This is a genomic window from Hymenobacter armeniacus (genome assembly GCF_014699055.1).
GTDB classification, from domain to species: domain Bacteria; phylum Bacteroidota; class Bacteroidia; order Cytophagales; family Hymenobacteraceae; genus Hymenobacter; species Hymenobacter armeniacus.
Genome location: NZ_JACXAC010000004.1, coordinates 113,688 through 138,030, shown reverse-complemented (window position 1 = coordinate 138,030; position 24,343 = coordinate 113,688). Strand labels below are relative to the sequence as shown.

Below are 24,343 nucleotides of genomic sequence, written 5' to 3'. Positions count from 1 at the left end.
CTCCCGGCGCTTGCCCCGCCCATGTTTGGGATGTCCTCCACCAAAGCCGACCTGCGCCGCACCGCCCTGGCCCGCCGCCTGGCGCTGGACGCGGGCGAAGTGGCGCGCCGCAGCGACAAGCTGCGCGAGAACCTGTTCCGCCAGTTTCCGGTGGCGGAGTGGCGGTGGCTGCACCTGTTTCTGCCGCTGAAAAAGCGCAACGAGCCCGATACCTGGGGCTTTGTGGAGTGGGTGTGGAGCGAGGAATTGCCCCTGCGCCTGGCCGTGCCCGTGGTGCAGGCCGATGGCACCTCGCTGAGGCACTACGAGCTAACCCCGGACACCCAGCTCACCCAAAACAAGTGGGGAATTGAAGAACCGGTGCCCGACCCCGACACCGCGCCGGAGGTGCTTCCGGCCGTGCTGGACGCCGTGCTGGTGCCGCTACTGGCCGTGGACACGGCGGGGCACCGCGTGGGCTACGGCGGCGGCTTCTACGACCGGTTTTTGGCCCAGTGCCGGCCGGGCACGCAGTTCATCGGGCTGAGCGTGCTGGACGAGGCGCCCGTGCCGGCCCTGACCGATGTGCTGCCCACCGACGTGCCGCTCACGGCCTGCATCACGCCGGGCCGGGTGTGGCGGTTTTGAGGAGGGCCGCCACTACTTACCGGACAACTTGATAAAACGCCAATAATCAGGTTCTGGTATGCTTCCTAAAATTTATATTTTACCTATAAATTCCTCACAATAAGCAACTAGCGCGCTGCGTTGGCCGGGCATCCATCACCTCAAAAGGAGAGAACCCATGGCCGACATCCAACCCCAAAGCGCCGGGCCCAACAAAGCCGGCAAGCGACGAGCCAAGAAGATGTCGACCCGTATCGACATGACGCCGATGGTGGACCTGGCGTTTCTGCTGCTCACGTTTTTCATGCTCACCACCACCTTCGCCAAGCCCTACAACCTGGAGCTCACGATGCCGGCGAAGGGGCCGGAAATAGCCACCAAAGAGTCGGGCGCCCTCACCATCATTCTGGGCAAGGGGCATAAGGTGCACTACTTCTTCGGGCTGAATGCGCCGCGCGATGCCTCCGTGCCCGCGGCCGAGCTGCACACGACCACCTTCGCCGCCGACGGCATCCGGCGGGTGCTGCTCAGCCGCCAGCAGCGGGGCGGCCTCACGGTGCTCATCAAGCCCGGCGACGACTCCAAATACCAGGACATGATTGACATTCTGGACGAGATGAGCATCACGAACCAGAAGAAATACGCGCTGGTGAACATCACCCCCGACGACCTCACCCTCCTTAAAACCGCAACCTTATGATGACCAATACGCAGCTGGCCACGGCCAGCCTCGACGACATCGTGTTCGATGGTCGCAACCGCCTGTACGGCGCCTACCAGCTTCGCGCCCTCTACCAACGCCACGTGACGCGGGCGCTGGTCATTGCCACCGCCATTTTTGCGCTGCTGCTGGTGTTTCCGCTGGCCGCGCAGTGGCTGAAGGACCGGACGCCCGTGGCAGCCCCCAAACTCGACGACGGCCATGTGCTGATGGCCCCACCGCTGGACCCCAAAGTGCTGCCCCCGCCGCCCGTGGAAACGCAGCCCGCCCCGCCGCCGGCGCGCACGGTGCTGCCGTCCATCCGCTTCACGCCGCCCGTGGTGGCGCCCGACCCGCAGGTGACCGAGGAGGTGCCCGACCAAACCGCGCTGCAAAACGCGCGCATCTCCACCGTGACCGTGGAAGGCAAAGACGACCCCGGCGTGCTGGAAGAGCCGCTGGAAGCCGTGGAAGGCCCCAAAACCGTGGGCGATGCCGTGGATACCAAGGTCTACGTATCGGTAGAGCAAATGCCGGAACTGCCCGGCGGCGGCGGACAGGCCGCCATCGTGGCGGCCATTCAAAAATCGGCCCGCTACCCCGGCCCGGCCCTCAGCAACGGCATCGAAGGCAAGGTGTACGCCAGCTTCACGGTGAACCCCAAGGGCGAGGTGACGGACGTGAAAATCGTGCGCGGCCTCGGCTACGGACTGGATGAGGAAGCCATGCGGGCCATCAAAGCGCTGCCCAAGTTCATTCCCGGCAGGCAGAATGGCCGCGAAGTGAGCGTGTCCTTCACCGTGCCCGTGACGTTTAAAATTCAGTAGACGCGGCGCCTGTCATTGCGAGCGTAGTGCGGCAATCCGTTCTGTTCTCAGCAACCACCTTTTGAATGTGAATCGCCCCGGCACTGCGCAGTGCCGGGGCTTTGCGTTTGGGTGTATCACGTCTCGAAGCTGGTGGCTGAAAACAGGACGGATTAGCTCCGCTGACCTTCGGTTGCCACGGCCTGCGGCCTCGCAATGACAGACTGCCATCGCCCAATGCCTATTTCCGCCCCGCCCCCGCATCCTCCACCCGGGCAATGCGGGCCTGGCCCCAGGGCGCAATGCTGACGTGCACGCGCAGCGGGTGCCGGCGGCCGGCTTTTTCGAGGCGCAGGCCGCTGCCTTCGGGCACGTAGTAGCGCTCCAGGTTGAAGCGCAGGGCCAGGGAGTTTCGGTACACATCGGTGACCCAGGCGCGGAGCACGGCCTGGCTAGGGCCGGCCGTGGGGGCTTTGGGATAGACGCCAACGGTAGTGCTCAGGCTATCGGGCCCGGTGGCCAGCAGCAGGAACACGCCCTGCCGGCGCCGCGGCGGCGTTTCGCCGCGCCACTGGCTCAGGGGCGCTTCACTGATGGCGTAGCGCAGGCGCACAAAGTCGCCGTAGAGCAAGTCGCGCGGGTCGACGGGGGTGGTGGCCAGCACGATGTGCTGGCCAAGCGCCGTGGTGGCGTAGCCGGCGCCGGCCACGCCCAGCACGTAGAGCACCTGCGCGGCCACCAATAGGCGCAGCAGCGGCCGGCGGCGCGCCGGGTCCGAAGCCCAGGTCAGCAGGTCGGGCATTGGGGAAGGTTGAGGGTTGAGTTAGGACGGTTGCGTTGCCTCATCGGCGCCTTTCGATGCTGCAGGTTGGGCGGGCGGCGGGGCGGCGGCCAGGGTTTGGGCGTTGCGGCGGCGCAGGTACCAGCTCAGGCCGAGCAGCAGCACACCGCCCAGCAGGAAGAACAACGACTTGTCTAGAAAAGCCCAGGTCAGCTTGAAGTAGGCCACGGCCGTGGCCACCACAAACAGCACCGCGCCGACGGTGAGCTGGTCGGAATCCTGCTGCCGGTGGGCCCGCGCCAGCACCGAGCCGGCGTGGGCGTACAGCACCACCAGCGTGGCCACCGCCAGCGGCAGTCCGCCCGGCAAGTAAAACCCCGGCAGCAGCAACAGCCAGTCCAGCAGCGTGTCGAAGCGGCCGCGCGCCCGCTTGCCGACCACCGAAATGGCAAACACCGCCCCCAACGACAGCAGATACGGCAGCAGCGGGGGCCGCAGCACGTTGGCGTAGGTATCGGTTTCGCCAAAAGTGGCCAGCCCAACCATGAACAGGTAGGCCGCCACCAGCGGCGGGCCCTGCAAGGCGCGGGCACCGCTGCGGCTGGCCTGCCAGTCGCCGGCCGCGTAGATGGCCATGGCCGGCACAAAAAACCAGGTGATTTTGGCGTGCAGCACAATTACCAGCAGGCCGGCTTGCCACAGCAGGCCGGTGGCCAGCACCGTGCTGCTCACCACGGCGGGCCGCCGCCACCAGTAGTAGCCCAGGCCGACCGCAACCAGCGCCGCCGTGGCATAGCTGAAGCTGCCCAGCACCTGCACGCAGTAGGTTTGCACGGCCGCCCCAATCACCACCGTGAGCAGCACCAGCAGCCGCGAGCCGTACACGTAGCTGAGGGCCACGCCGGCCACCACCCAGGCCAGCAGCCCGCTCACGTCGTAGCCCACCAATTGATATAGCTGGCTGACGAGGATGATGCTGGCGCCAAACACGATGAGCCCCAGCCCGATGAGGCCGTGGCCCAGGTCGGCATTGCCCCGCCGCAGAAAGTAGGCGCCGGCGCCGTAGGCCCCCAGCAAGCTGCCCAGCAGCAGCGCCACCCGCAGCACCGCCGGCAGGCCCTGCCAGTTGGCGGCCACCACGCTCAGGGCGCTCAGGCCCACCAGCACGCTGCCCAGCAGGGGCAGCAGGCCCACGGCCTGTGCCTCGGGCGGGTAGCGGGCCAGCAGCTGCTGCCGCTGCGCTTCGCTGATGAGCCCGTCGGCCACCCAGCCGGGGCTTTCGTTTTCGAGAAATTTACGACTCATTGGAAGTGCAACATACGCTAACCGGCGCGGTGAGCGCCTGCTCCACGAGTTGCGCTACGGTTTCATCCAGCCCGTGGTACCAGTCGGGGTGGGGCGAGGACGCGCCGCAGCCGCCGGGGTAAGTCGGGCACTGGGTGTCGCGGTGTCGGTACCGGCACTGCGGGCACACGGCCGTGGTATCAAACGTGTTCCAGATGCAGCCGCAATGGCACTGCCAATGCGCCCCGCCGTCGGGGGCCCAGCGGCAGCGGGGGCAATAAATTTCAAGCGTGGAATCGGCGGGCATAGCAAGAGCCAAGTAGAAAGGTAACGGCGTGTTTTGCCTTTATCGCGCAGGCTTTTCGGCTTCCGCTTCCTTGCGGGCCCGCGTCATCTCGCGCTTGCCGGGTGGGCCGGGCAGCTTTTCGGTCTGCCAGCCGGCGGCCCGCAGGTTGCGCCGGAACTGGCCCTGGGCGCAGTAGCTCACCAGCACCGCGCCGGGCGCGGCAGCGGCGTAGAGCTGCGCGAAAATGGCTTCCGTCCACAGCTCGGGCTGTTTTTCGGGGGCGAAGGCGTCGAAATAAATGAGGTCGTAGTAGCCGGCGGGCAATTGCGCCTCCTCCAATGCCTCAGGCAGCTTGGTGAGGATGAAGTGCGGCGACAGCGGGTAGGCCGCGGCCCAGGGCGCGGCGTGCAGCCGTTGCAGCAAGGCCACGGAATCGGGGGCTTCGGCGGCCCATTTCTGGGACAATTCGGCCACCACGGCGGCGGGCAGCGGCACGGTTTCGAGGGCGTCGTAGGCCACGGCGGCGCCGGCGGCCTGGGCGCGGCGCAGGGTCAGCAGGGCGTTCAGGCCGGTGCCCAGGCCCACTTCGAGCAGGTGCAGCGGCCGGGCGCAGGGCCCGCCCAGGCCGGCTTCCAGCAGGGGCACCAGCCCGGCCTCGATGAACACGTGTTCCGACTCCTGCCGGGCCCCGTGGCGCGAGTGGTAATGCTCGTCCAGGGCCGGTACGTAAAGCGTGGCCGAGCCATCGGCGGTGCGCCGCACTTCTACCTTTGGCTCGTCCGTCAATTCTTCGTTCTTCATCGCTCATTCTTCATTAAAAGCCATGGCCCGCGTAAAAGTAGCCTTGCCCGATGCCTTCTCCTTCCGCACCGAGATACCCGTGCGCATCACCGACCTCAACTACGGCGGCCACCTCGGCAACGATGCGCTGCTGGGCCTGCTGCACGAGGCGCGGGTGCAGTTTCTGCGCTCGCTGGGCCTCGAAAACGACTACGACCCCGTGAGCAAGCTCGGCCTCATCATGGTGGATGCAGCCGTGGAGTACAAGGGCGAGGCCTTCCACGGCGACGTGCTGCACTTCCAGATAGCTGCCGCCGACGCCAGCAAGTACGGCTTCGACGTGGTGTATCACGTGCACAACCAGGCCGGCAAGGAAATAGCCCGCGCCAAAACTGGCATGCTCTGCTTCGATTACAACGTGCGCAAGCTGCGCCTGCTGCCCGAGGCGCTGGCCGCGCAGGTGCACGCAGGGCCGCTGGCGTGAGGTACCTTTGCGGGCTTACACGCTAGCTGCTTTTTTATCGAATGACCACTACCATTGCGCTTTTCCTAGGGGTTGGCCTGGGGACAATAACGTTTGCCCCGGCCGCACTGGCGCAAACCGTTTCCGCAACGCCGGAACGGCCCAATATTTCGTTCAGAACCCCCGAAATGCCAGAAGGCGGCGGGCAGCCCGGCCTGGTGCGGGCCATTCAGCTGCGCGTGAAGTACCCGATGCAGGCGCTGCGCTACGGCATTCAGGGCCAGAGCGAGGTGAGTTTTGTGGTGGCCCCCGACGGCCGCGTGGGCCGGGTGAAAATAACCCGTAGCCTGGAAGCCCAAACCGACTCGGCCGTGGTGCGGGCCGTGCGGCAATTGCCGCAGCTGTCGCCCGGCGTGCAATTTGGCAAGCCGGTGGCGTGCGTGCTCACCGCGCCCATTACCTTCCAGCTCGACGGACTCTCGAAACTGGCGCGCAGCAAACGCCCGGTGCCCGCCGCCGACTCGCTGCGCCTGTACACGGCCGTGGAACAAATGCCCATTTACCAGGGCATACTGGGCTACCGCGGGCTGGCCAACGACCTGAACGCAGAATACCTGCGGCTGCGGGGCGAAAGCGGCTGCTTCGTGCCCAAAACCAACCTGGGCATTCTCGTCACCGTGGGGCCGGGCGGCACGCTGTATGACGTGCAGCGCGTGACGCACGACCCCAAAGACTACGAAGCCCTGCGGGCCGAATACGGCGATGCCGTGGCCATTCAGGAGGAAGAAGAGCTGCCACCGGCCTGCCTGGAGCTGCTGGGCCGCGCAGCCCGGAACTTGCCCCGCGTGGCGCCGGCCTATGCCAACGGCAAGCGCGTGGCTATGCGCCTGCAACTAACGCTGCTGGCGCCCGGCAATTAGGCCGGCCAGGGGCGCGGTGCCACGTTTTTACATGGCATTCGCGCCCATTTATCGGTTTTCGGAACTCAACGCCCTGAGGGGTTGTATTTTTGCACTATGTTACTGGAACTGCCCCTCGCCCCCGTCATCAAAAAGCGTGACATCCGCAAAACCTCGCCCGACGAGCTCAAGGCCTTCATGGTGGAGCACGGCGAGAAGCCCTTCCGCGCCAAGCAGGTGCTGGAATGGCTGTGGAAAAACACCGCCGCCACGTTTGAGGAGATGAACAACATCTCGGTGGCCACGCGCGAGCTGCTGGCCAACCACTTCGTGATAAACGGCGTGACGGTGCAGAACAAGCAGCTCTCGAACGACGGCACCATCAAATCGGCCTTTAAGCTGTATGATGGCAACGTGGTGGAGGGCGTGCTCATTCCGCACGATACGCGGATGACGGCCTGCATCAGCTCGCAGGTGGGCTGTTCGCTCACCTGTAAGTTTTGCGCCACCGGCTACATGGACCGCAAGCGCAACCTCGACGCGGCCGAGATTTACGACCAGGTGGTGCGCATTCGGGAGCAGTGCGAGGCCCAGTACGGCACGCCGCTCACCAACATCGTGTACATGGGCATGGGCGAGCCCCTGCTCAACTACGCCAACGTGGTGGAAAGCGTGCGCCGCATCACCGCGCCCGACGGCCTGAACATGGCCCCGCGCCGCATCACCATCAGCACCGCCGGCATCGCCAAGATGATTAAAAAGCTGGCCGACGACGACGTGAAGGCCAACCTGGCCCTCTCGCTGCACGCCCCCACCGATGCCAAGCGCAACGAAATCATGCCCATCAACGAGGCCAACTCCCTGGCCGCGCTGAAGGAGGCCCTGCAGTACTACCACCAGAAAACCGGCCGCAAAGTCACCTACGAGTACATCGTGTTCGACGGCTTCAACGACGGGCTGGACGACGCCGCCGAGCTGCTGAAAATCGCGAAGTGGCTGCCCTGCAAGGTAAATTTGATTGAATACAACCCCATCGAAAACGCCAGCTACCAGAACGCCGAGGCCGACAAAATCACGGCTTTCCACAAGTTCCTGGCCGACCGCGGCGTGCAAACCAACATCCGCCGCTCGCGCGGCAAAGACATCGACGCCGCCTGCGGGCAGCTGGCGGTGAAAGAGGAAAAGGCCGAAGCGGCGCAATAGCCCGCCGCCGTTGCCACACGAAAAAGCCCGGACGTGCTTCACGTCCGGGCTTTTTTACGGGCTTAGCACAGCGTGCAGGCTGCGGAACTTCCCGTTAAGGCTTGCCCTTTTTCGCGTCTTCGCCCAGCATGATGATGTAGCTGGGGCACTGCGTCATCATGATGCCGGCCAGCTTGATGCCGAAGGCCCGCATGCTGTCCTTGTTGCTGAGCTGCTCCATGGAATAGATGCTCATCAGCGGGGTCATGTTTTTAACAATGGTGCCCTGCATAACGGTGGTTATCAATTCGGTGCGCTCGGCGGCCGTGCGCTGCTGAAGCGGGCGGCGGGCATCTTCGGCCCGCAGCTTGACGCAGATGGAATCGACCAGGGGCTGTATCACCGCCTTTTCTTCGGCCGAAACGTCGTTGAGGGCCTTTGCCCCGCTTTCGCCCATCTCCTTTTGGGCCGAGGAGGTGCGCACAAACAAGCTCATGGAGCTGGGGCAGCTCACGCTGAGCTGCTTCACGGCGCCCAAGCCCACGGCGCGCCCGAGCTTGTCGCTGCTGAGTTTCTGGCGGCGGGCCGCGGCCAGCAGGGCGGCGTATTCGGTGGATTGCTCGCTCATGCTCGTCATCATGAGGCGCATCAGAAGGTCGTCGGCCTGCTTGGGGGTCAGGCTTTCAAACTTTGTGGTGCGGCCCGACTCCTGAATGCGGGTGCAGAGCGTGGCCGCCACCCGGCTCACAAAGCGGGCCTGGCCGGGCACGGTGTCGGCCGCGGCGGTTTGGGCGGCGGCGGGGCGGGCGGCCAGCAGCAGGCCGATGAGGAGTAAGGCGAGGGTAGAAAAGTGCTTCATGCAGGCAGGGGCGTAAAGAGTGCCCACCGCTTTGTACCAACGCGAACACCAGGAAAGGGCCACAAACCTACAATAAGACGGGCTTGGTTTGGCTGATTGAGGCCGTAAAATACCGGCGCGCTACTTTATTTTCCCGAAGCGCACCGTGACCTCGCCAAACGGGTAGGCCGTGCCGTTGTCGTAGCCAAAGCGGGTATTGCCGCTGCTCGTGTCCCGGTAGTTGGCATAGACGTAGGCCAGGCCCAGCCCCCCCCCAATGCGCGACGTAGCATAGCGCAGCCCGGCAATGCCGAACACCCCGGTGGCAACGCCGTCGCCAAAGTTGCTGCGCACGAGGTAGGTTTCGTTCATGAGCGAGATGCGCCGGCTCACGCGCGTGGCCCCACCCAGCACAAATACGGGCGTGCTGTAAAAGCCATCGGTGCCGGAATACGCGTAGCCCACGCCCAGGGTCAGGTTGTTGTCGGGGCCGCCGTAGGTGCCGTTGGCGTAGGTGATGCCAAAGGCGCCGTCCCGGTTCAGGAGGAGCAGGCCACCGGCGCCCAACCGCACGTTTTCGGCCACCGGAAAGCTCACTTTGGGCGTGAGGCCGATAAAATTGAAGCTGCCCGCCTCGGGGATGAGGCTGCCCAGGGCGCCAATCGAGAAGTTATCGGTCACGCCGTAGTTCACGCTCAGCAGAAAGAGCTCCAGGTTTTGCACGTAGCCCTCGCCTTTGCGCAGGTTGCGGGCCGTGGGGGCAAAAAACAGGCGGTTGCCGTTGCCCACGTCGTCGTAGCCCCGCCGGGCTTGCGCCTCCGACAGCAGCGCCAGCCGCTTGAGGGTGGCGCGCTGCACCCGCACCACGCCCAGGTCCTGGGTTTGAAACTCCAGTTCCTGCGCGCCGCTGCTGCGCAGCACGCCCACAAACGTGTTGCCCGACACCAGTTCCACGCTGTACGTGCGCCCCACTAGCTCGGGCTGGCCAGTGGCCGGGGCGGGCGCGGGCGCAGCCGCCGGCCCCGGCGCAGGAGGCCCCGAGGGCAAGGTCGGCGGGGCCGGCACGGGGGTTTGGGCGCGCAGGGCGGCCAGTGGGGCACCGAGCAGGCACGCGGCCAGCAGGCAGGCGGAGAATTTCGGCATGAGCGGAGGGAGATGTGGCGCGGCAAAGATGCACGCCCCCGGCCAACCGGTTGCATGCCCCGGCGCGCCCCTCCCTACGATTTCCAGCTGCCCGTGGAGCGGGGCCGGCCGGTGGCCTTTTCCTCGTCCGACTCGCCGGGGGCAATTTCTTCGAGGCGCACGCGCACGGCGTGGGCCTTGGGCTGCACTTTCTGCCCAAAGGCGTCGGCAAACTCCTGCGTGAACTCGGCCCCGAAGAAGATGATGAGCGACGAGTAGTTGACCCACAGCAGCAGCACAATGGCCGAGCCCGCCGCCCCAAACGCCGAGCCGGGGTTCGACTTGGCGATGTAGTAGGCAATGAGAAACTTACCAATCACGAAGAGCAGCGCCGTGATGAAGGCCCCCACGCCCACGTCGCGCCAGCGAATGACGGCATCGGGCAAAAACCGGTAGATGAGGGCAAACAGCAGCGTGGTGACGCCCAGCGACAGCACGAAATCGACCAGCCGAATGACGACCACGCCCACGGCCGGAATCTGCTGCTGCAGCCAGCCCGTGAAGGCGCTCAGCACGGCGCTTATCACAAACGAAATGAGCAGCAGCAGCGCCACGCTCAGAATAAGCCCGAACGACAGAAACCGCTGCTTCAGAAACGCCCCGATGCCGATGCCGGTGGTTTTCACCTTCAGGTTCCAGATGTCGTTGATGCTTTCCTGCAGCGTGACAAAGAAGGTGGTGGCCGCAAAAATGAGCGTGGCAATGCCAATGGTGGTGGCCACCGGCCCCCGCTGTTGCACGGTGAACTTGGCAATGCTGTCCTGCAGAAACTTGGCCGAGTCGGCGCCCACCAGCCCCTTCAGCTGCCCGTAAATCTGACCCGTCAGGGCCTCGCCGCCGTAGGCCGCGCTGGCCACCGTGATGACGATGAGCAGCAGCGGCGGCAGCGAAAAGATGGTGTAGTACGACAGCGCCGCCGCGTGCCGAAACGAGTTGTTGTTGCTGAACTCCGAAGCGGAAGACTTCAGAACCGCCACGACGTCGGTGAATTTATAGTGCGAAGCCATGCTGCAATGGGGATGAAACGAGCTCCTCTTACGGCGGCAGCCGGGCCGCGTTATGGCGCCGCCCGGCGTGCGGCCGAGCTTAGCAGGCCCGTCAGGCGCGACGCAGGGTCCAGCGTAGCGTTTCGATGGGGGCCGCGCGCAGGGCGGCGGCCAGCTCGGCATCGTCGCGGAACTGCAGTTGCGTGAGCACGCTGGCTTCCACGCTCACTTCAAGTTCGGGCGCCGCGAAAGGCCAGGGCTCGATGTGCACCGGGCCGTCGGGCCCGTGGGGCTGGCGCAGGTCGTAGCGGCGGCCGTCGGGGCCGTGGTGGATTTCCACGGCCCGCCCCATTTCCGGGATTTCGTGCCGGCAGAGAATGAGCGACAGCCGGTCGCACCAGTGCAGCAGGTCGTAGGCCTGCTGGGCCTCGGCCTTGGTGAGCTTGAGGCCGCGCCGCCACTCCTGCTGGCGCGCCTTGAGGTAGTCGAGGAACGACGTTATTTCATCGGACTGGCCCCGCAGGCCCTCGTAGAGGCAGCTCAGGTGCAGGCTGGTGAGCAGGCTGCGCCAGCGCCCCTGAAAGCGGGCAGCAGCCAGCACCCCGGCGGCCTGTTCCAGCGAGAACGGCTTGTGGGTGAAGTTGGCCGGTGCCCCGGCGGCCGTGAGGCCGTGGTGGCCGCCGCGCCCGCGCCAGGCGTCCTGCTCGTCGTCGTGCTGCGCGATGGCGGCCAGCAGGCCCACCCAGCGGTCGGGCGGCAGGGTGGGCGGCCAGTGCCAGGCCAGCTGCATGGCCAGCAGGGCGTGGGCTTGTTGGTAGATGATTTGCCAGCCGGCGGGCGTGGAGTTGACTATCATAGATGAAAAAGGCGAACTAGCCCGGCTCCTTACAACTGCAAAGGCCACAGCTGGGTTGCGGCCCCGGCAGTCAGCCCTCCCCAACTGCTGCCCCCGCTGTCCGTACCAGCAGCCATGCCCTCCCCCACCGCCGGCCGCCCCACGCCCCTCACCATCGGCCTGCCCGACGGCCGCCGCCTGGGCCTGACGCGCTACGGCGACCCCGCCCACCGACCGGTGGTGTTTCACCACGGCTTCGGCTCCTCGGGGCTGGAGCTGCCCGACGATGCGGCGCTGCTGGCGCGGCTGCAACTGCAGATTCTGGCGCCCGACCGTCCCGGCGTGGGCCAGTCGAGCGTGTACCGGCGGCTCACGTTTCCCTCGTTTGCCGACGACGTGGCGGCCATGCTCGAGGCGCTGGAAATCCGCGGGCCGGTGGGCGTGATGGGCTGGTCGGTGGGCGGAGTGCACGCGCTGGCGCTGGCGGCGCGGCACCCGGCACGGGTGGCGGCCGGGCAGCTGCTCAGCACCTGCCTGCCGCTGGGCGAGCCCGCGGCCTACCGCCACCTTTCGCCCCTGTGGAAATTCCTGCGCTGGGGCCAAATCGGCTTTCCGTGGCTGAACAGAACGACGTTTCTCTGGCTCAGCCGGCAATGGCGGCGCCACCCCGACCGCACCATCGACTGGTTTATCCGCCTCATGTTTTCGGAAGAAGCGCGCGTGACCACTCATTTTCGGGCCCTGCTGCGCGATGCGGCCGTGGCCGGCTTCGCCCACCACGGCCGCGGCGTGTACGACGACGCGCAAGCGTGGTGCCGCCCACCCGGCTTCCGCATCGAAGACGTGCGCGCCCCCGTGCGCCTCTGGCACGGCGACGCCGATGGCGTGTGGGCGCCCGGCAACATTCCGTATCTGGCCCGGCGGCTGGGCCACGCGCCGGTGCGCCTACTGCCCGGGCAGGGCCACATGCTGTATCTGGAGAATTGGAAGGCGATAGTGGAGGAGATGGCGGAACTGCTGGGTGCCGCCACTTAGCAAGCACTTCGTGCGGCGCGGCGCGCGGCATGACGTTCTTTTGTGCTCATTGCCCGCCGGGCATCTTTCCACTTGCCGCCTCGTTACCCAAGTTCCCTAGCTTCTCCGCCGTGAACCATTACCTCGAGCAAATCCTCAACAACCCGCTGGCCTCGCTGGCCATCGTGGGCAACCTGGTTATCATCGAAAGCCTACTTTCGGTGGATAATGCGGCGGTGCTGGCCACCATGGTGGGCGACTTGCCCAAGGAGCAGCGGCACAAGGCCCTGCGCTACGGCATCATTGGGGCGTATGTGTTTCGGGGTGTGTGCATCGTGTTTGCCTCGTTTCTCATCCAGTTCTGGTTTTTGAAGCCGCTGGGCGGGCTCTACCTGCTGTACCTGGCGTATGGGCACTTCAAGGCCCGGCCCGCGCACGACGACGCCGAAGCCATCAACAAAGAGAAAAGCTGGTTTTACCGCAACACGCTGGGCCTGTTCGGGAAATTCTGGGCCACGGTGGCGCTCATTGAGCTGATGGACCTGGCCTTCAGCATCGACAACGTGTTTGCCGTGGTGGCCTTCACCGACAACCTGATTCTGATTTGCGTGGGCGTGTTCATCGGCATTCTGGCCATGCGGCTGGTGGCGCAGGCTTTTGTGCTGCTCATGGGCAAGTACCCGTTTCTGGAAACGGCGGCCTTCGTGGTCATTGCCCTGCTGGGCCTCAAGCTCATGCTCTCGCTGGCGAGCCACTTCCTGCCCGGCCACCCCGTGAGCGAAGCCCTGGAAAGCGAAGCCGCCGATGTGGCCCTGACCGTTCTCACGGTAGCCTGCTTCCTGGTGCCGTGGGCCACGTCGCTGCTCTTCAACGTGCCCCAGCGCCCCGGCGGCAACCGCCTGGCCGAAGCCAAAGCCGCGGAGAACCTTCGCCGGCAAGCGTAGCCGCTGCCCCTGGCAAAACGCGAAAGCCCAGCGTCCGCTCAGGAATCTGAGCGGGCGCTGGGCTTTGTTTGGGCGCATTCGCAAGCCTAGGCTGGCTGCATCTCCTTCAAATGCAGCAGCATGTCGGCCGTCATCTTGTCGAGGTCGAACTCGGGCTGCCAGCCCCAATCCTGCCGGGCCTTGGAGTCGTCGATGCTGGCGGGCCAGGAGTTGGCAATTTGCTGGCGGGCGTCGGGGGCGTAGGTCACCTCAAAATCAGGCACGTGCTTCTGGATGCTGGCCGTGATTTCGGCCGGCGAGAAGCTCATGGCGCCCAGGTTGTAGCTGGTGCGGACTTTGATTTGCTCGGCCGGCGCGTGCATGAGGTCCAGCGTGGCTTTTAGCGCGTCGGGCATGTACATCATCGGCAGGTAAGTGTCTTCTTCGAGGAAGCACTCATAAGGCGCGCCGGCCACGGCCTTGTGGTAAATGTCGACGGCGTAGTCGGTGGTGCCGCCGCCGGGCAGGCTCTTGTAGCCGATGAGGCCGGGGTAGCGCAGGCTGCGCACGTCCAAGCCGTGCTTGCGGTGGTACCATTCGCACCACTGCTCGCCGGCCAGCTTGCTGATGCCGTACACCGTGTTGGGGTTCATGATGGTGACCTGGGGCGTGTGGTCGCGCGGGGTGTCGGGCCCGAACACGGCAATGGAGCTGGGCCAGTACACCTGGGCCACGCCGTGGGCCACGGCCGCTTCGAGCACGATGAGCAGGCCGTCCATGTTCAGCTGCCAGCCGAAGAGCGGGTTTTTCTCGGCCGTGGCCGAGAGCAGGGCGGCCAAGTGGTAAATCTGCTTGGGGCGGTACTGGCGGATGAGCTTATCGAGGCGGGTGCGGTCGAGCACGTCGAGCAGCTCGAAGGGGCCGCCGGCCAGCAGGTTGGGGTCTTTGGGAGGACGCACGTCGGCGGCTACCACCAGGTGGGGCTCGTAGCGCTGGCGCAGGGCGGCCACCAGCTCGAGGCCAAGCTGGCCGCAGGCGCCAATGACCAGCACGGAGCCGGGCAGAACAGGGGGAGTTTCGGGGTCGCCGGAAGGGGAAGCCATGCGGAAAGTCGGGGTTGAGTGAGCAGGTGGGAATGGATAAGGGCGCAAAGATACCGGCACCGCCGTAGCCCGAACGTGCCAAGCTACGTATTACCTCCTTCCACGTTGCCAGGCCGCCTCACCCAAGGCCCTGCGTCCTTCCTATGCCCGAGCTCACCCCTCTCTACACCCTGATTTATCGCAGTCAGGCCTCCCGCGCCGTGCACGAGGTCACGCTAAACTCGCTGGTGCGCAAGGCCCGTCTGCACAATCAGCAGGCCCGCCTCACGGGCATCCTGCTGTTTGCCAAGGGCCAGTTTTTGCAGGTGCTGGAAGGCCCTGAGCCGGCCCTGAGCGACTTGTACGCCCGCATCAACGACGACCCGCGCCACTACGACGTGCGCACGCTCGCCTACGGGCCCATCGAGCTGCGCTCCTTCGGTCCCTGGCCCATGGCTTACGCTTCCGTAGAAGCTGCTTTTGTGGACAAGGTGGCGCACTGCCTGCCCGCGCCCACCGACGTGGGCCAAACGGCGGCGCCCTGCAAGGAGGTGAGCCAGCTGCTGCGCGACTTTGCCCAGAGCAACGCCCAAGACTCCTGATAGGCATCCGGCTGCGGCTGGCCCCCGTCGGTATCTTTGGCCCGATGAAAAGCCGGCTGGTTTCCTTGTTGATTGGCGTGAGCGTGCTCTTGCGCGGGCCGTTGGTGTGCGGCCAGGCGCCGCCCGCGTCGCCCTACCGCAACCTCGTGATGGAGGGAGGCGGCATCCGCGGCATTGCCTACGGCGGCGCCCTGCAGGAGCTGGAGCAGCGCGGGCTGCTGCAGGGCATCCGGCGGGTGGGCGGCACCTCGGCGGGGGCCATTCAGGCGGCGCTGCTGGCCGTGGGCTACTCCGCCGACGAGATTGTGGCCGTGGTGAACGCCACGCCCGTGCAGCGGCTCAACGACGGCCGTTTCATCTTTTTTGGGGGCACGCACCGGCTCATCACCCAGTACGGCTGGTATAGGGGCGACGAGTTTGCCACCTACCTCAGCGAGCTGGTGGCCCGCAAAACCCAGCGCCCCAACCTCACCCTGGCCGAGCTGCACCAGTTGGCCCAGGAGCAGCCGGGCCGCTTCCGCGACCTCTACACCACCGGCACCAACCTCACGCTGCAGCGCGTGCAGGTGTTCAGCTACGAAACCAACCCCGCCATGCGCGTGGCCGACGCCGTGCGCATCAGCATGAGCATTCCGCTGTATTTCCGGGCCGTGCTGCTCGACGCCCAGGGCCACGTGGTGACCGGCAACCCGGCCCCCGGCCAGCCCGTGCAGGTGCTGGTGGACGGCGGCCTGCTGGCCAACTACCCGGTCGACATGTTCGACTACCCGCGCTACTTGCCGGCCGGCTTCGCGGGCCCGCCCGACGCGCGCGGCCGCATCTTCAACCCCGAAACCCTCGGCCTGCGCCTCGACCGCGCCGAGCAGATTCCGCTCGACACCGCCCCCACCGGCCGCCAGCAGCTGGCGCCCTACGACATCCAAGATTTCAACTCCTACATGGCCGCGCTCTACACCGTGGCCCTCGAAAACCTCAACCCCGTGCAGCCCGCCGACCAACGCCGCACCGTCAACATCGACTTCCTGAACTTCAGCCCCAAAATCAAGCGTGTGACGGATGCCCAGAAAAAGCAGCTGATGGACAGCGGGCGCCGGGGCGTGCAGGCGTTTTTCAGTCGGTAAAAGCCGTCAACAAAGAGCGTCCTGCTTCGACTACGCGTGGCATGACGTGCTTATATTCATTCATCATCCCACCACTTCACCAACCTTATGTACGCCACCCTCCAGCCCGACCTCGAACAAGAGCTTCAGAAAATCAAAGACGCCGGCCTTTTCAAGAAGGAGCGCATCATCACCTCGCCCCAGGGCGCCGAAATTGAAACCAACGAAGCCGGCGAGGTGCTGAACTTTTGCGCCAATAACTACCTGGGGTTGAGCTCCCACCCAGAGGTCATCAAGGCGGCCAAGGAAGCCATCGACACGCACGGCTACGGCATGTCGTCGGTGCGCTTCATCTGCGGCACGCAGGACATTCACAAAGAGCTGGAAAAGAAGCTGGCCGAGTTTCTGGGCACCGAAGACACCATCCTCTACGCCGCGGCCTTCGACGCCAACGGCGGCGTGTTCGAGCCGCTATTCAACGAGCAGGACGCCATTATTTCCGATGCCCTGAACCACGCCAGCATCATCGACGGCGTGCGCCTGTGCAAAGCCCAGCGCTACCGCTACGCCCACAACGACATGGCCGACCTGGAAAAGCAGCTCCAGGACGCCCAGGCCAAGGGCACGCGCCACCGCATCATCGTGACGGACGGCTCGTTCTCGATGGACGGCACCATTGCGCAGCTCGACAAAATCTGCGACCTCGCCGACCAGTACCAGGCCCTGGTGATGGTGGACGAATGCCACAGCAGCGGCTTTCTGGGCAAAACCGGCCGCGGCACCCACGAGCTGCGCGGCGTGATGGGCCGCGTCGACATCATCACCGGCACGCTGGGCAAGGCGCTGGGCGGCGCCATGGGTGGCTTCACCTCAGGCCGCAAGGAAATCATCGACATGCTGCGCCAGCGCAGCCGGCCGTATTTGTTCTCCAACACGCTGGCCCCGGCCATCGTGGGCGCCAGCCTGCGCGTGCTGGAGCTGCTCACGGAAAGCACCCAGCTGCGCGACCAGCTCGAAGAAAACACCAAATACTTCCGTGAGAAGATGACCGAAGCCGGGTTCGACATTCGCCCCGGCCAGCACCCCATCGTGCCCGTCATGCTGTATGACGCCAAGCTGGCCCAGGAGTTCGCGGCCAAAATGCTCGACCAAGGCATTTACGTGGTGGGCTTCTACTACCCCGTGGTGCCGCAGGGCCAGGCCCGCATCCGGGTGCAGCTCTCGGCCGGCCACACCCGCGCGCACCTCGACAAGGCCATTGCCGCCTTCATCGCCGTGGGCAAGGAGCTGGGCACGCTCAAGGAGCCGGGCGCTGAGCAGTCGGCCAGCGGCCAGGTAGTGACCAATACGCCGTGAGGCCGCGCCGCACCTGCACAAAAAAGCCCCGCTGGCAGCTTGCCAGCGGGGCTTTTTAATTACGCGAAGCGTGGGGCTATTCCCGCACGATGCGCTGCGTGAGCACGCCTTCCGAAGTTTGCACGCGGAGGGTGTACACGCCCGAAGACAGGTTGTTCAGGCTCAGCGACTCCAGGCCAGCGCCCAGCGTGCCGGTGCGTACCACCTGGCCCAGAGCGTTGAACACCGAGAACTGCGAGGCGTTGGCCTTCGTGCCACGGAGCTCCACGGTCAGGTTGCCGTTGGGCGTGGGGTTGGGGTACACCAGCAGGCTCACCCCGTTGCGGGTAGCCGTCTGCGTACCGGTCACCACCACCGATACCGGCGCCGAGGGGATGGACGAGCAGCCCGTGGTGGCCGTCACGACCACGGTGTAGCTGCCGGTTTGGGTGCCGGCGGCCAGCAGCAGCGTGTTGGAGCTGCTGGGCGGGCCCACGGCCACGGCCGGGCTGCCCTTGAAGAACTGGTACGTGGCGCCGGCCAGCACCGGCGTGCTCAGCAGCACCGAACCGCCCGCCTGCGGCGTGGCCGTGAGCGTGGGCTGGGCAATGCCGAAGATGACCGTGAAGGTGGTGGAAGCAGTGAAGGACGAGCAAGCCCCCGTGCCGGCCACCGTGTTGGTCACCGTGAAGGTGCCGTCGATGTTCGTGTTGGCCAGGTTAATCACCCCGGTCACGGGGTCGATGCGCAAGCCAAAGCCCGTGGTGGCAAACGTGCCAGCCACCGCGCCCGGCGCCAGCACCGGCGCCACCGTCACCGGCGAGTTGGTGCAGTACGTGCCGGCGGGGTACGAGAACGCCGCGTTGGGCGCCGCCTGCAGGGTGAGCACCACGCGGCCCGTGGAGGTGCACGGCGCGGCCGGGCCCGTCGGGGTCAGGGTGATGGTCACGGTACCGGCGGCCACGTCGGCGGCCGAAGGCGTGTAGGTGGCATTCAGCGTGGTGGCGTTGGGCGAGAACGTGCCCGTGCCCGTGCTCGTGTACACCGCGCCCGTGGCCGTGCCGGCGATGGCGCCGTTCAGCTGGTAAGGCGTCTGGCCGCAGCTCGTGAAGGCTGCCACCGGCAGGGAGGCCACCAGGCCGGGGGTCACGTTCACCTGGATGGGCGTGCGCGAGCCGCCTACGCATTCGGAGCCAATCTGCCAGTTGTAGAAAAAGTAGTAGTAATCATTGCCCAGCGTCGAGCTGGTAATGGTAACCAAGCCGCTGGGCGACGCGTAGGGGTAGGCCGTGGCCGGCTGCGGCGTGCTGCTGAAGTCCCGGATGAGGCTCGGGGTAGCCGCGCTCAGGTAGAGCGTATACGAGCCGGCGGCAGGCACCGCCAGGTTGAGCGTGAGCACCGTGGGCGAGATGGCCGCCGTGGTGTTGGCCGGCACCGGCACCGTGACGCTGGCCACCGGCGTGCCGCTGGTGGTGCTGCCGTTCAGCAGTTGGATAGTGGCCGTGCCCGCGGCGGCGTTGGCCGTGCGGTATACCGTCACGTTGGTAATAACGGTGGGAGCCGTGGCCGTGAAGTACAGGCCGCCGATGGTGTTGGTGCCGTCGGTGCCCGTGGTGGAGGGCTTGCCCACGTTTTCCTGGTTGCCGGCAAAGGCTTCGGCGTAGTACGTAGTGCTGGCCGTGAGGGCGGGGGTGGTGAAGGGGTTGCCCGTGCCAATGGCCGTGCCGCCGGTGGCGGTGGTGAAGTAGCGCACGCTCACGCCCGAAGGCACGGTGGCCGAAAGCGAAGCCGTGGCCCCGGCGCAGGTGCTCACCGGTGAGGGCGCGGCCGAAATCACCGGGTTGTTCACCGCCACGGTGCTCACGTTGGAGGTAGCCGAGTTGTTGCCGCAGCTCACCACGGCCCGGTAGTAGGTGGTGCTGGTGAGCGTGGGCGTGGTGTAAGTGGCCGACGTGGCCCCGCTGATGTCGGAGAACGGACCGGTGGCGCTGGTGCTGCTCTGGTACTGGATGCTGCCGTTGGCGGCGCCGGCCAGGGTCAGCGTGGTGGAGCCGCTCACGCAAATCGCATACGTCGACGGCGAGAGCGTGCCGGCCACCGGGGCCACCACGTTGAGCGTGGCCGCGGGGGTCAGCACGTCGTTGGTGGTGTTTAGGTCGCCGGTTACGGTGGTAGTCACGCCGAAGGAGTAGGTGCCCAGCGTGGTGAAGTTGGCCAAGCTGGTGAGCGTGATGTTCTGCGTGGCCGTCGAGGCCAGCGTGCCCGTGTTGATGACTTGCGTCAGCGTCTGCGGGGTGGTACCTGTGGGGCCGGTGATGACCACCGTCACCGTGAGGGGGTTGGTGGCAAAGTTGAGTGTCGCCGTGCCGTTGTTGCGCACCTGCACCGTCACGGGCGTGCCCGCGCCGAAGCAGGTCGAAGTGCCCGAGTTCACCGGCGACACCAGCGCGCTGGCGGCGATGTCGATGGGCTGGGGCGTGAACTCATACGCGCCGATGTCGGGCGTGGTGGCCGAGCGCGCCGCGCCGGTAAAGTCCGTGGTGATGCCCGCTACGGGCGTGCCCACGTTGTTAAGCGCCGGCTGGCTCGATTTCAGGTCGGTGTTCGACGCAAAGATGGGGTCGGCGCTCACCGAGCTGGCGTCTTTGCCAGTGGCCGTTTGCAGGGCCGCGAGCGTGGCCACCGCCGTGGTGGCCGAAACGCCGCCCGAGCCGCCCACGTTGGCCAGCACGCCTTGGGCACCGGCCACGTAGTAGTCGTTGCTGTTGAGCACGGTGTAGGCCGAAGCCGGCGCATAAGTGTAGAACGAGTACGCCACGCTGGCCGTGCCGCCCGTGTTGGTGAGCGTGTTCACCAGCACGTTGTTGGCCACGGTCAGGTTGGTCGAGCCCGTGTTCACAAACAGCGCCGCCGAGAGGTAGGCACTGGTCGAAGCCGCCAGGTAGGAACCGTACAGGTTCACCGAGTTGTAGGCCACCGTGATGCCCGAGCCGCTGGCCACCCGAATGCCGATGATGGCGTCCGAAGTGAGGGTGCTCCAGCCCGAGCCGTTCATGCCCGAAATCAGGTTGTTGCTCACCACCAGATTGCTGGTGGCGTTGCCGGTGGCAATGTCGATGCCCTTGCCGCCGTAGCCGCCGGTGGGCGCGCCCACCACGTTTTCAATGCGGTTGCGGTCCACTACGCCGTTGATGAAGTTCGTGCCCAGGTAGATACCGTAGGCGTTGGTGCTGCTCGTCGAAACGCCGCTGATGGTGTTCTGGCTCACCGTGGCGCCGTTTACGCCGGCCGGGAAGTTCATGCCGTAGGTAGCGGTCGAGGCCGTCACGTTGCGCACCGTGTTGCCGCTCACCACCGGGTTCACGGCGTTGGTCAGGTACAGGCCGGTGTTGCCGATGTTATCGGCGGCGGCAGCCGTGGCCGGCCCAATCAGGTTGTTCGAAATGGTCAGGCCGTCGAGGCCGCCGGCGCTCACGGCCGTGGTGCCCCCGGCATAGATGCCGTAGTACACGCCCGAAATCGCGTTGTTCTGAATGGTCAGGTTGTCGTTGTCGGCGCCGGTGCCCGTGGCGGGAGTGCCCGTCGGCGTGGCCGACACCAGGATGCCAAACGAGCTCGAATTGCCGTTGCTGGCGCCGCGCAGGTTCAGGTTGCGCAAGGCAAGGAACGAGGTGCCGTTGCCCAGGCCCTGGCTGCCCACGATGACAACGCCGGAGGCCGTGGTCTGGGTGTTGTTCAGCGTGAGGTTGCGCTGGGTGCCGCCCACCACGTTCGAGCCGTCGAAGGTGAGGTAGGTAGTGGCCTTAAACTGGAGCAGGCTGTTGGCCGCGCCCGTAATGGTGCTCGTCACGCCCGTGTAGGGGCTGATGCGAACCGTGTTGGTGGCCGACGCCGAGGCGTTGGCGTTGAACACGATGGGGAACGTCTCGGCCGTCGAATACGTCGCGTCGAGCAGGTAGAACGTCACCGCTCCACTCAACACGTTCAGGTTGTAGGCATTGGCAGCGGCGGTCAGGGTCGGGTACACACGGTCGGCGGGAGTGCCAGCTGGGGGCGTGGAGGTGCCCACGTAGTAGATGCCGCTCAGCACGGTCACAATCTGGTAGGAACCGGGCGTGGCCGGGGCCGTGGTGCCGGGCGGCGTGGCGCCGCTGCCGCCATTGGGGGCGGTGCTCACGTTGGGGGTGGCGGCCAGGTCCTGGGCCGCCACGTAGTACTGAATCACGTCGCCGGTGGCCACGGTGCCGCCGGGCAGCAGGGCGTAGTTCAGCGTGAAGGTGTACTGGTTGCCGCTCACGCTGGTGGCGTTCACAAACACGTAGGCGCCCGAGGTGCCTTTGCGGTAGTACAGGCGCGGGGCGTTGGCCCCCGTGGCCACGCCCGCAGCGTCGCTGATAGTGACCACCAGCGTGCGGTTGGCTGTGCTGTTGGTGTTGCTCAGCGTGGCGTTCAGAATGGCGGGGCCGGTGAGGTCGAGCGGCTGGTACGTGCCTTCGTAGGCGCCCAGGTCAGGCGCGGTGGCGCTGCGCGTGGCGTTGGCATAGTCGGTGGTGATGCCCGCAATGGCTACGCCGCCGCCCTCCACCTGCGTGGGCGTGGTGGTGCTTACTTTCAGGAAGTTGGCGTTAGTACCCGCGGTGCTCACGAAGGGCACGTTTTCGGTCACCGAATTGCCTTCGCGGTCGGTCAGGAATGCCTTGTAGTCGGCCAGGGCCGACAGGCCGTTGGTGAGGGTGCCCGTGCCTTCGGCGTATATCAGGTTGCCGGTAGTAGCCGGCGCGCCGGCGTAGTACAGGTTGTTGTTGGTGGCAGTGGTCAGGTTAGTGGGCGCAACGCCCACCGTGCCGGTCGAGCGGCGCAGGGCGACGGTGCTGCCCGTGCCCGCGGCCGTGGAGGTGTTCACCACCACGTTGTTGCGCAGGGTCACCAGCGTGGTGGCCGTGGAAGTGAAGTAGATGCCCGAGGTGCCAAAGTTGGCACCCGAGCTACTGCCGTTGAGGTAGATGCTGTTATACTGGGCGTTCACCGTGGTGCCACCGGCCAGGTACAGGCCCGTCAGGGCGTTGGTGTTAGAGGCGGCAGGAGCCTTAAAGTCCCCCATCAGGTTGTTGGTCAGCGTGGTGGTGGTGCCCGTGGTGTAAATGCCGTAGATGGTGGCCGTGGTGCCGTTGGCCGTGAGGCCCGACACGCGGTTGCGGTACACGTCCACGGTCGGGCCGCCGCTCAGGTAAATGCCGTAGAGCGAGTTACCATCGCAGGTAATGTTCTGCACGGTGTTGCCGTAGTACTGCGTGGCCGCCGTGCCGGGAAAGCCATAGATGCAGTAGATGCCGGAAGTGGCGCCGGTGGTCGTCACGTCGCTGATGGTGTTGTTGTACACGTTCAGCGTAGCGGTGGGGCTCGAGCTCACGTAGAGCAGGTAGTTGAACGCCGACGTGCCCGTGCGGTTCCAGTTGCTGATGGTGTTGGCGAACATGTTCAGGTTGTTCGGCGTGCTCGTGTTGTACACGCCGTAGAACACCCCCGTGGTGGTGGTGGTCGAGTTCATGCTCAGGCTGTTGTTGCCCATGTTCACCGTCGTGGCAGCCCCGTTCAGGCCGTTGGCGCCGCTGCCGTTCTGAATGCCGTAGCTCGTCGAGGTGGTGGTGTTGGTGTTCACCGTCACGGTATTGCCAAGCAGGTCGGCGCTGCCGCCCGTGGTCACCAAGATGCCGTAAAGCGTGCTGGTGGGGCCCGTGGTGGTGGTGGCCGTGGTGGAGGTCACGGTGTTGCCCTGCACCTTCACCCCGTGCTGGTAGATGGAGTAGATGCCGTAGGCCGTGGTGGTGGTGCCGTAGTCGGTGATGGTGTTGCCCGTGGCGGTGGTCCCGCTCAGCACGCTGCCAATCTCGTTGCCCTGGTCGTAGTACAGGTAAGGGCTGGCCGCCGCGAAGCCCGCCACGTAAATACCGTTATTGACCCGGCTGATGGTGTTGCCGTAAAACTTATTGTTGGAGTTGGTGCCCGCCAGCGTGGTCGGCGTCAGCGTAGAGGTGCTGGCCGGCGTGTGGTTGGCCGAGTAGATGCCCGAGGTGGCGGTGCCTTTCTGCAGCGTGATGGCGCAGTTGCGAATCACCACGTTCTGGCAGCCGTCCACGGCCGGCGTGCTCGTTTTGAGCAGCGCAAAGCCCCATTCTATCTGCGTGGTGGTGGTGGCATTGGCGGCGGGGTCCACCAGGGACAGGCCATCAAAGGTGACGTAGTCGGCGCCCTGCAGCGTGAAGAAGGAGTCGAGCGTGGTTGACACGCCCGTGCCGCCCGTGAAGAGCGGGTTGGCGCCCGTGCCGGTCCCCTTCTGAAACGCGATGGGGTTGGCGGCTGTGCCGCTGGCCGTGATGAGCACGTTGGCCACCGTTTCGGTGTAGCCCGGGGCGATATTGAACGTAACGCCGCCCGAACCCACGCCCTGCGCGTTCAGGGCCGTGACGGCCGCCGCCACAGTGGCGTAATCGCCGGGAATGGATTTGGCGCCGGACAGCTGGGCTTGCGCGCTCAAGCTACTGAGCAGCAGTGCGCCCGCACCCATCAGCCCCAACAGCCGCTTGCGCGCTGTCAGAATTCCGAGCCGCAACTGCTGCGGCTCGCAAAGTATTTTTTTGTGCATAAAAAGAAGGTAAAAG

The 24,343-nt window shown here is 65.7% G+C and carries 21 protein-coding genes; 11 read left to right on the top strand and 10 right to left on the bottom strand.

What is annotated here, in order from left to right:
• Positions 1–30 precede the first annotated feature (30 nt).
• The 3 genes from IC234_RS12095 to IC234_RS12085 all read left to right on the top strand — a co-directional run bounded on the left by IC234_RS12095 (position 31) and on the right by IC234_RS12085 (position 2,133).
• A complete protein-coding gene (locus IC234_RS12095; RefSeq protein ID WP_190924910.1) occupies positions 31–627 on the top strand; it encodes a 5-formyltetrahydrofolate cyclo-ligase in 597 nt (198 codons plus the stop codon).
• A gap of 157 nt (positions 628–784) precedes the next feature.
• A complete protein-coding gene (locus tag IC234_RS12090) occupies positions 785–1,306 on the top strand; it encodes an ExbD/TolR family protein (RefSeq protein ID WP_190924908.1) in 522 nt (173 codons plus the stop codon).
• Entirely contained in the window at positions 1,303–2,133 is an 831-nt protein-coding gene (locus tag IC234_RS12085) for an energy transducer TonB (protein ID WP_223827651.1), read from the top strand. Before IC234_RS12090 ends, IC234_RS12085 begins: the two co-directional genes overlap by 4 nt.
• Before the next feature lie 220 nt (positions 2,134–2,353).
• Here the strand turns inward: IC234_RS12085 and IC234_RS12080 are convergent, their stop codons facing one another.
• From IC234_RS12080 to mnmD, 4 genes are read right to left on the bottom strand one after another with little or no spacing between them, the layout of a single operon-like run.
• Positions 2,354–2,914, bottom strand: coding sequence for a GDYXXLXY domain-containing protein (locus IC234_RS12080; RefSeq protein ID WP_190924906.1), 561 nt, complete (start codon positions 2,912–2,914; stop codon positions 2,354–2,356).
• 21 nt (positions 2,915–2,935) lie between these two features.
• Positions 2,936–4,198 carry a DUF2157 domain-containing protein gene (locus tag IC234_RS12075; protein WP_190924903.1) on the bottom strand — a complete coding sequence of 421 codons (1,263 nt, stop codon included), beginning with the start codon at positions 4,196–4,198 and terminating at the stop codon, positions 2,936–2,938.
• Positions 4,188–4,484 carry a hypothetical protein gene (locus IC234_RS12070; protein WP_190924900.1) on the bottom strand — a complete coding sequence of 99 codons (297 nt, stop codon included), beginning with the start codon at positions 4,482–4,484 and terminating at the stop codon, positions 4,188–4,190. Before IC234_RS12070 ends, IC234_RS12075 begins: the two co-directional genes overlap by 11 nt.
• A gap of 39 nt (positions 4,485–4,523) precedes the next feature.
• Complete coding sequence (mnmD, locus tag IC234_RS12065) at positions 4,524–5,264, bottom strand: tRNA (5-methylaminomethyl-2-thiouridine)(34)-methyltransferase MnmD (RefSeq protein WP_190924898.1); 741 nt, start codon at positions 5,262–5,264, stop codon at positions 4,524–4,526.
• A gap of 22 nt (positions 5,265–5,286) precedes the next feature.
• On the opposite strand from mnmD, the gene IC234_RS12060 reads away from it, so the two are divergent.
• The 3 genes from IC234_RS12060 to rlmN all read left to right on the top strand — a co-directional run bounded on the left by IC234_RS12060 (position 5,287) and on the right by rlmN (position 7,808).
• Complete coding sequence (locus tag IC234_RS12060) at positions 5,287–5,727, top strand: thioesterase family protein (protein WP_190924896.1); 441 nt, start codon at positions 5,287–5,289, stop codon at positions 5,725–5,727.
• A gap of 41 nt (positions 5,728–5,768) precedes the next feature.
• Positions 5,769–6,626, top strand: a complete 858-nt coding sequence (locus IC234_RS12055) for an energy transducer TonB (RefSeq protein ID WP_190924894.1) — start codon at positions 5,769–5,771, stop codon at positions 6,624–6,626.
• A gap of 96 nt (positions 6,627–6,722) precedes the next feature.
• Positions 6,723–7,808 carry a 23S rRNA (adenine(2503)-C(2))-methyltransferase RlmN gene (rlmN, locus tag IC234_RS12050; RefSeq protein WP_190924892.1) on the top strand — a complete coding sequence of 362 codons (1,086 nt, stop codon included), beginning with the start codon at positions 6,723–6,725 and terminating at the stop codon, positions 7,806–7,808.
• A gap of 94 nt (positions 7,809–7,902) precedes the next feature.
• Here the strand turns inward: rlmN and IC234_RS12045 are convergent, their stop codons facing one another.
• From IC234_RS12045 to IC234_RS12030, 4 genes are all read right to left on the bottom strand, one after another.
• Positions 7,903–8,646 (bottom strand): hypothetical protein, encoded by a 744-nt coding sequence (locus tag IC234_RS12045; RefSeq protein WP_190924890.1) that lies wholly within the window; start codon positions 8,644–8,646, stop codon positions 7,903–7,905.
• Between the two features lie 120 nt (positions 8,647–8,766).
• Positions 8,767–9,768 carry a hypothetical protein gene (locus tag IC234_RS12040; RefSeq protein WP_190924888.1) on the bottom strand — a complete coding sequence of 334 codons (1,002 nt, stop codon included), beginning with the start codon at positions 9,766–9,768 and terminating at the stop codon, positions 8,767–8,769.
• A 74-nt stretch (positions 9,769–9,842) separates the two neighbouring features.
• Positions 9,843–10,814, bottom strand: a complete 972-nt coding sequence (locus tag IC234_RS12035) for a YihY/virulence factor BrkB family protein (RefSeq protein WP_190924886.1) — start codon at positions 10,812–10,814, stop codon at positions 9,843–9,845.
• A 91-nt stretch (positions 10,815–10,905) separates the two neighbouring features.
• Positions 10,906–11,649: a DUF3891 family protein gene (locus IC234_RS12030; RefSeq protein ID WP_190924884.1), complete on the bottom strand. Its 744-nt coding sequence runs from the start codon at positions 11,647–11,649 to the stop codon at positions 10,906–10,908.
• Positions 11,650–11,763: 114 nt separating this feature from the next.
• On the opposite strand from IC234_RS12030, the gene IC234_RS12025 reads away from it, so the two are divergent.
• Together IC234_RS12025 and IC234_RS12020 are read left to right on the top strand one after the other, a co-directional pair.
• Positions 11,764–12,663: an alpha/beta fold hydrolase gene (locus IC234_RS12025; RefSeq protein WP_190924882.1), complete on the top strand. Its 900-nt coding sequence runs from the start codon at positions 11,764–11,766 to the stop codon at positions 12,661–12,663.
• A gap of 110 nt (positions 12,664–12,773) precedes the next feature.
• Entirely contained in the window at positions 12,774–13,586 is an 813-nt protein-coding gene (locus IC234_RS12020) for a TerC family protein (RefSeq protein ID WP_317173372.1), read from the top strand.
• 86 nt (positions 13,587–13,672) lie between these two features.
• On the opposite strand, the gene IC234_RS12015 is transcribed toward IC234_RS12020, so the two are convergent.
• Positions 13,673–14,668 carry an NAD-dependent epimerase/dehydratase family protein gene (locus IC234_RS12015; RefSeq protein WP_190924878.1) on the bottom strand — a complete coding sequence of 332 codons (996 nt, stop codon included), beginning with the start codon at positions 14,666–14,668 and terminating at the stop codon, positions 13,673–13,675.
• A gap of 143 nt (positions 14,669–14,811) precedes the next feature.
• Between IC234_RS12015 and IC234_RS12010 the strand changes: the two genes are divergently transcribed.
• The 3 genes from IC234_RS12010 to kbl all read left to right on the top strand — a co-directional run bounded on the left by IC234_RS12010 (position 14,812) and on the right by kbl (position 17,705).
• A complete protein-coding gene (locus tag IC234_RS12010; protein WP_190924876.1) occupies positions 14,812–15,249 on the top strand; it encodes a BLUF domain-containing protein in 438 nt (145 codons plus the stop codon).
• Positions 15,250–15,293: 44 nt separating this feature from the next.
• Positions 15,294–16,370: a patatin-like phospholipase family protein gene (locus tag IC234_RS12005; RefSeq protein ID WP_190924874.1), complete on the top strand. Its 1,077-nt coding sequence runs from the start codon at positions 15,294–15,296 to the stop codon at positions 16,368–16,370.
• An 87-nt stretch (positions 16,371–16,457) separates the two neighbouring features.
• Complete coding sequence (gene kbl, locus IC234_RS12000; protein WP_190924872.1) at positions 16,458–17,705, top strand: glycine C-acetyltransferase; 1,248 nt, start codon at positions 16,458–16,460, stop codon at positions 17,703–17,705.
• A gap of 76 nt (positions 17,706–17,781) precedes the next feature.
• Here kbl and IC234_RS11995 read toward each other — a convergent pair whose 3' ends face one another.
• Positions 17,782–24,327, bottom strand: a complete 6,546-nt coding sequence (locus tag IC234_RS11995; RefSeq protein ID WP_190924870.1) for an Ig-like domain-containing protein — start codon at positions 24,325–24,327, stop codon at positions 17,782–17,784.
• Positions 24,328–24,343: the final 16 nt, after the last annotated feature.

Coding starts and splice junctions, on each gene's coding strand:
- IC234_RS12075 (WP_190924903.1), bottom strand. CDS start 4,198: ATGAGTCGTAAATTTCTCGAAAACGAAAGCCCCGGCTGGGTGGCCGAC.
- rlmN (WP_190924892.1), top strand. CDS start 6,723: ATGTTACTGGAACTGCCCCTCGCCCCCGTCATCAAAAAGCGTGACATC.
- IC234_RS12060 (WP_190924896.1), top strand. CDS start 5,287: ATGGCCCGCGTAAAAGTAGCCTTGCCCGATGCCTTCTCCTTCCGCACC.
- IC234_RS12015 (WP_190924878.1), bottom strand. CDS start 14,668: ATGGCTTCCCCTTCCGGCGACCCCGAAACTCCCCCTGTTCTGCCCGGC.
- IC234_RS12085 (WP_223827651.1), top strand. CDS start 1,303: ATGATGACCAATACGCAGCTGGCCACGGCCAGCCTCGACGACATCGTG.
- IC234_RS12010 (WP_190924876.1), top strand. CDS start 14,812: ATGCCCGAGCTCACCCCTCTCTACACCCTGATTTATCGCAGTCAGGCC.
- IC234_RS12025 (WP_190924882.1), top strand. CDS start 11,764: ATGCCCTCCCCCACCGCCGGCCGCCCCACGCCCCTCACCATCGGCCTG.
- IC234_RS12045 (WP_190924890.1), bottom strand. CDS start 8,646: ATGAAGCACTTTTCTACCCTCGCCTTACTCCTCATCGGCCTGCTGCTG.
- mnmD (WP_190924898.1), bottom strand. CDS start 5,264: ATGAAGAACGAAGAATTGACGGACGAGCCAAAGGTAGAAGTGCGGCGC.
- IC234_RS12090 (WP_190924908.1), top strand. CDS start 785: ATGGCCGACATCCAACCCCAAAGCGCCGGGCCCAACAAAGCCGGCAAG.
- IC234_RS11995 (WP_190924870.1), bottom strand. CDS start 24,327: ATGCACAAAAAAATACTTTGCGAGCCGCAGCAGTTGCGGCTCGGAATT.
- IC234_RS12080 (WP_190924906.1), bottom strand. CDS start 2,914: ATGCCCGACCTGCTGACCTGGGCTTCGGACCCGGCGCGCCGCCGGCCG.
- IC234_RS12040 (WP_190924888.1), bottom strand. CDS start 9,768: ATGCCGAAATTCTCCGCCTGCCTGCTGGCCGCGTGCCTGCTCGGTGCC.
- IC234_RS12030 (WP_190924884.1), bottom strand. CDS start 11,649: ATGATAGTCAACTCCACGCCCGCCGGCTGGCAAATCATCTACCAACAA.
- IC234_RS12005 (WP_190924874.1), top strand. CDS start 15,294: ATGAAAAGCCGGCTGGTTTCCTTGTTGATTGGCGTGAGCGTGCTCTTG.
- IC234_RS12070 (WP_190924900.1), bottom strand. CDS start 4,484: ATGCCCGCCGATTCCACGCTTGAAATTTATTGCCCCCGCTGCCGCTGG.
- IC234_RS12095 (WP_190924910.1), top strand. CDS start 31: ATGTCCTCCACCAAAGCCGACCTGCGCCGCACCGCCCTGGCCCGCCGC.
- kbl (WP_190924872.1), top strand. CDS start 16,458: ATGTACGCCACCCTCCAGCCCGACCTCGAACAAGAGCTTCAGAAAATC.
- IC234_RS12035 (WP_190924886.1), bottom strand. CDS start 10,814: ATGGCTTCGCACTATAAATTCACCGACGTCGTGGCGGTTCTGAAGTCT.
- IC234_RS12055 (WP_190924894.1), top strand. CDS start 5,769: ATGACCACTACCATTGCGCTTTTCCTAGGGGTTGGCCTGGGGACAATA.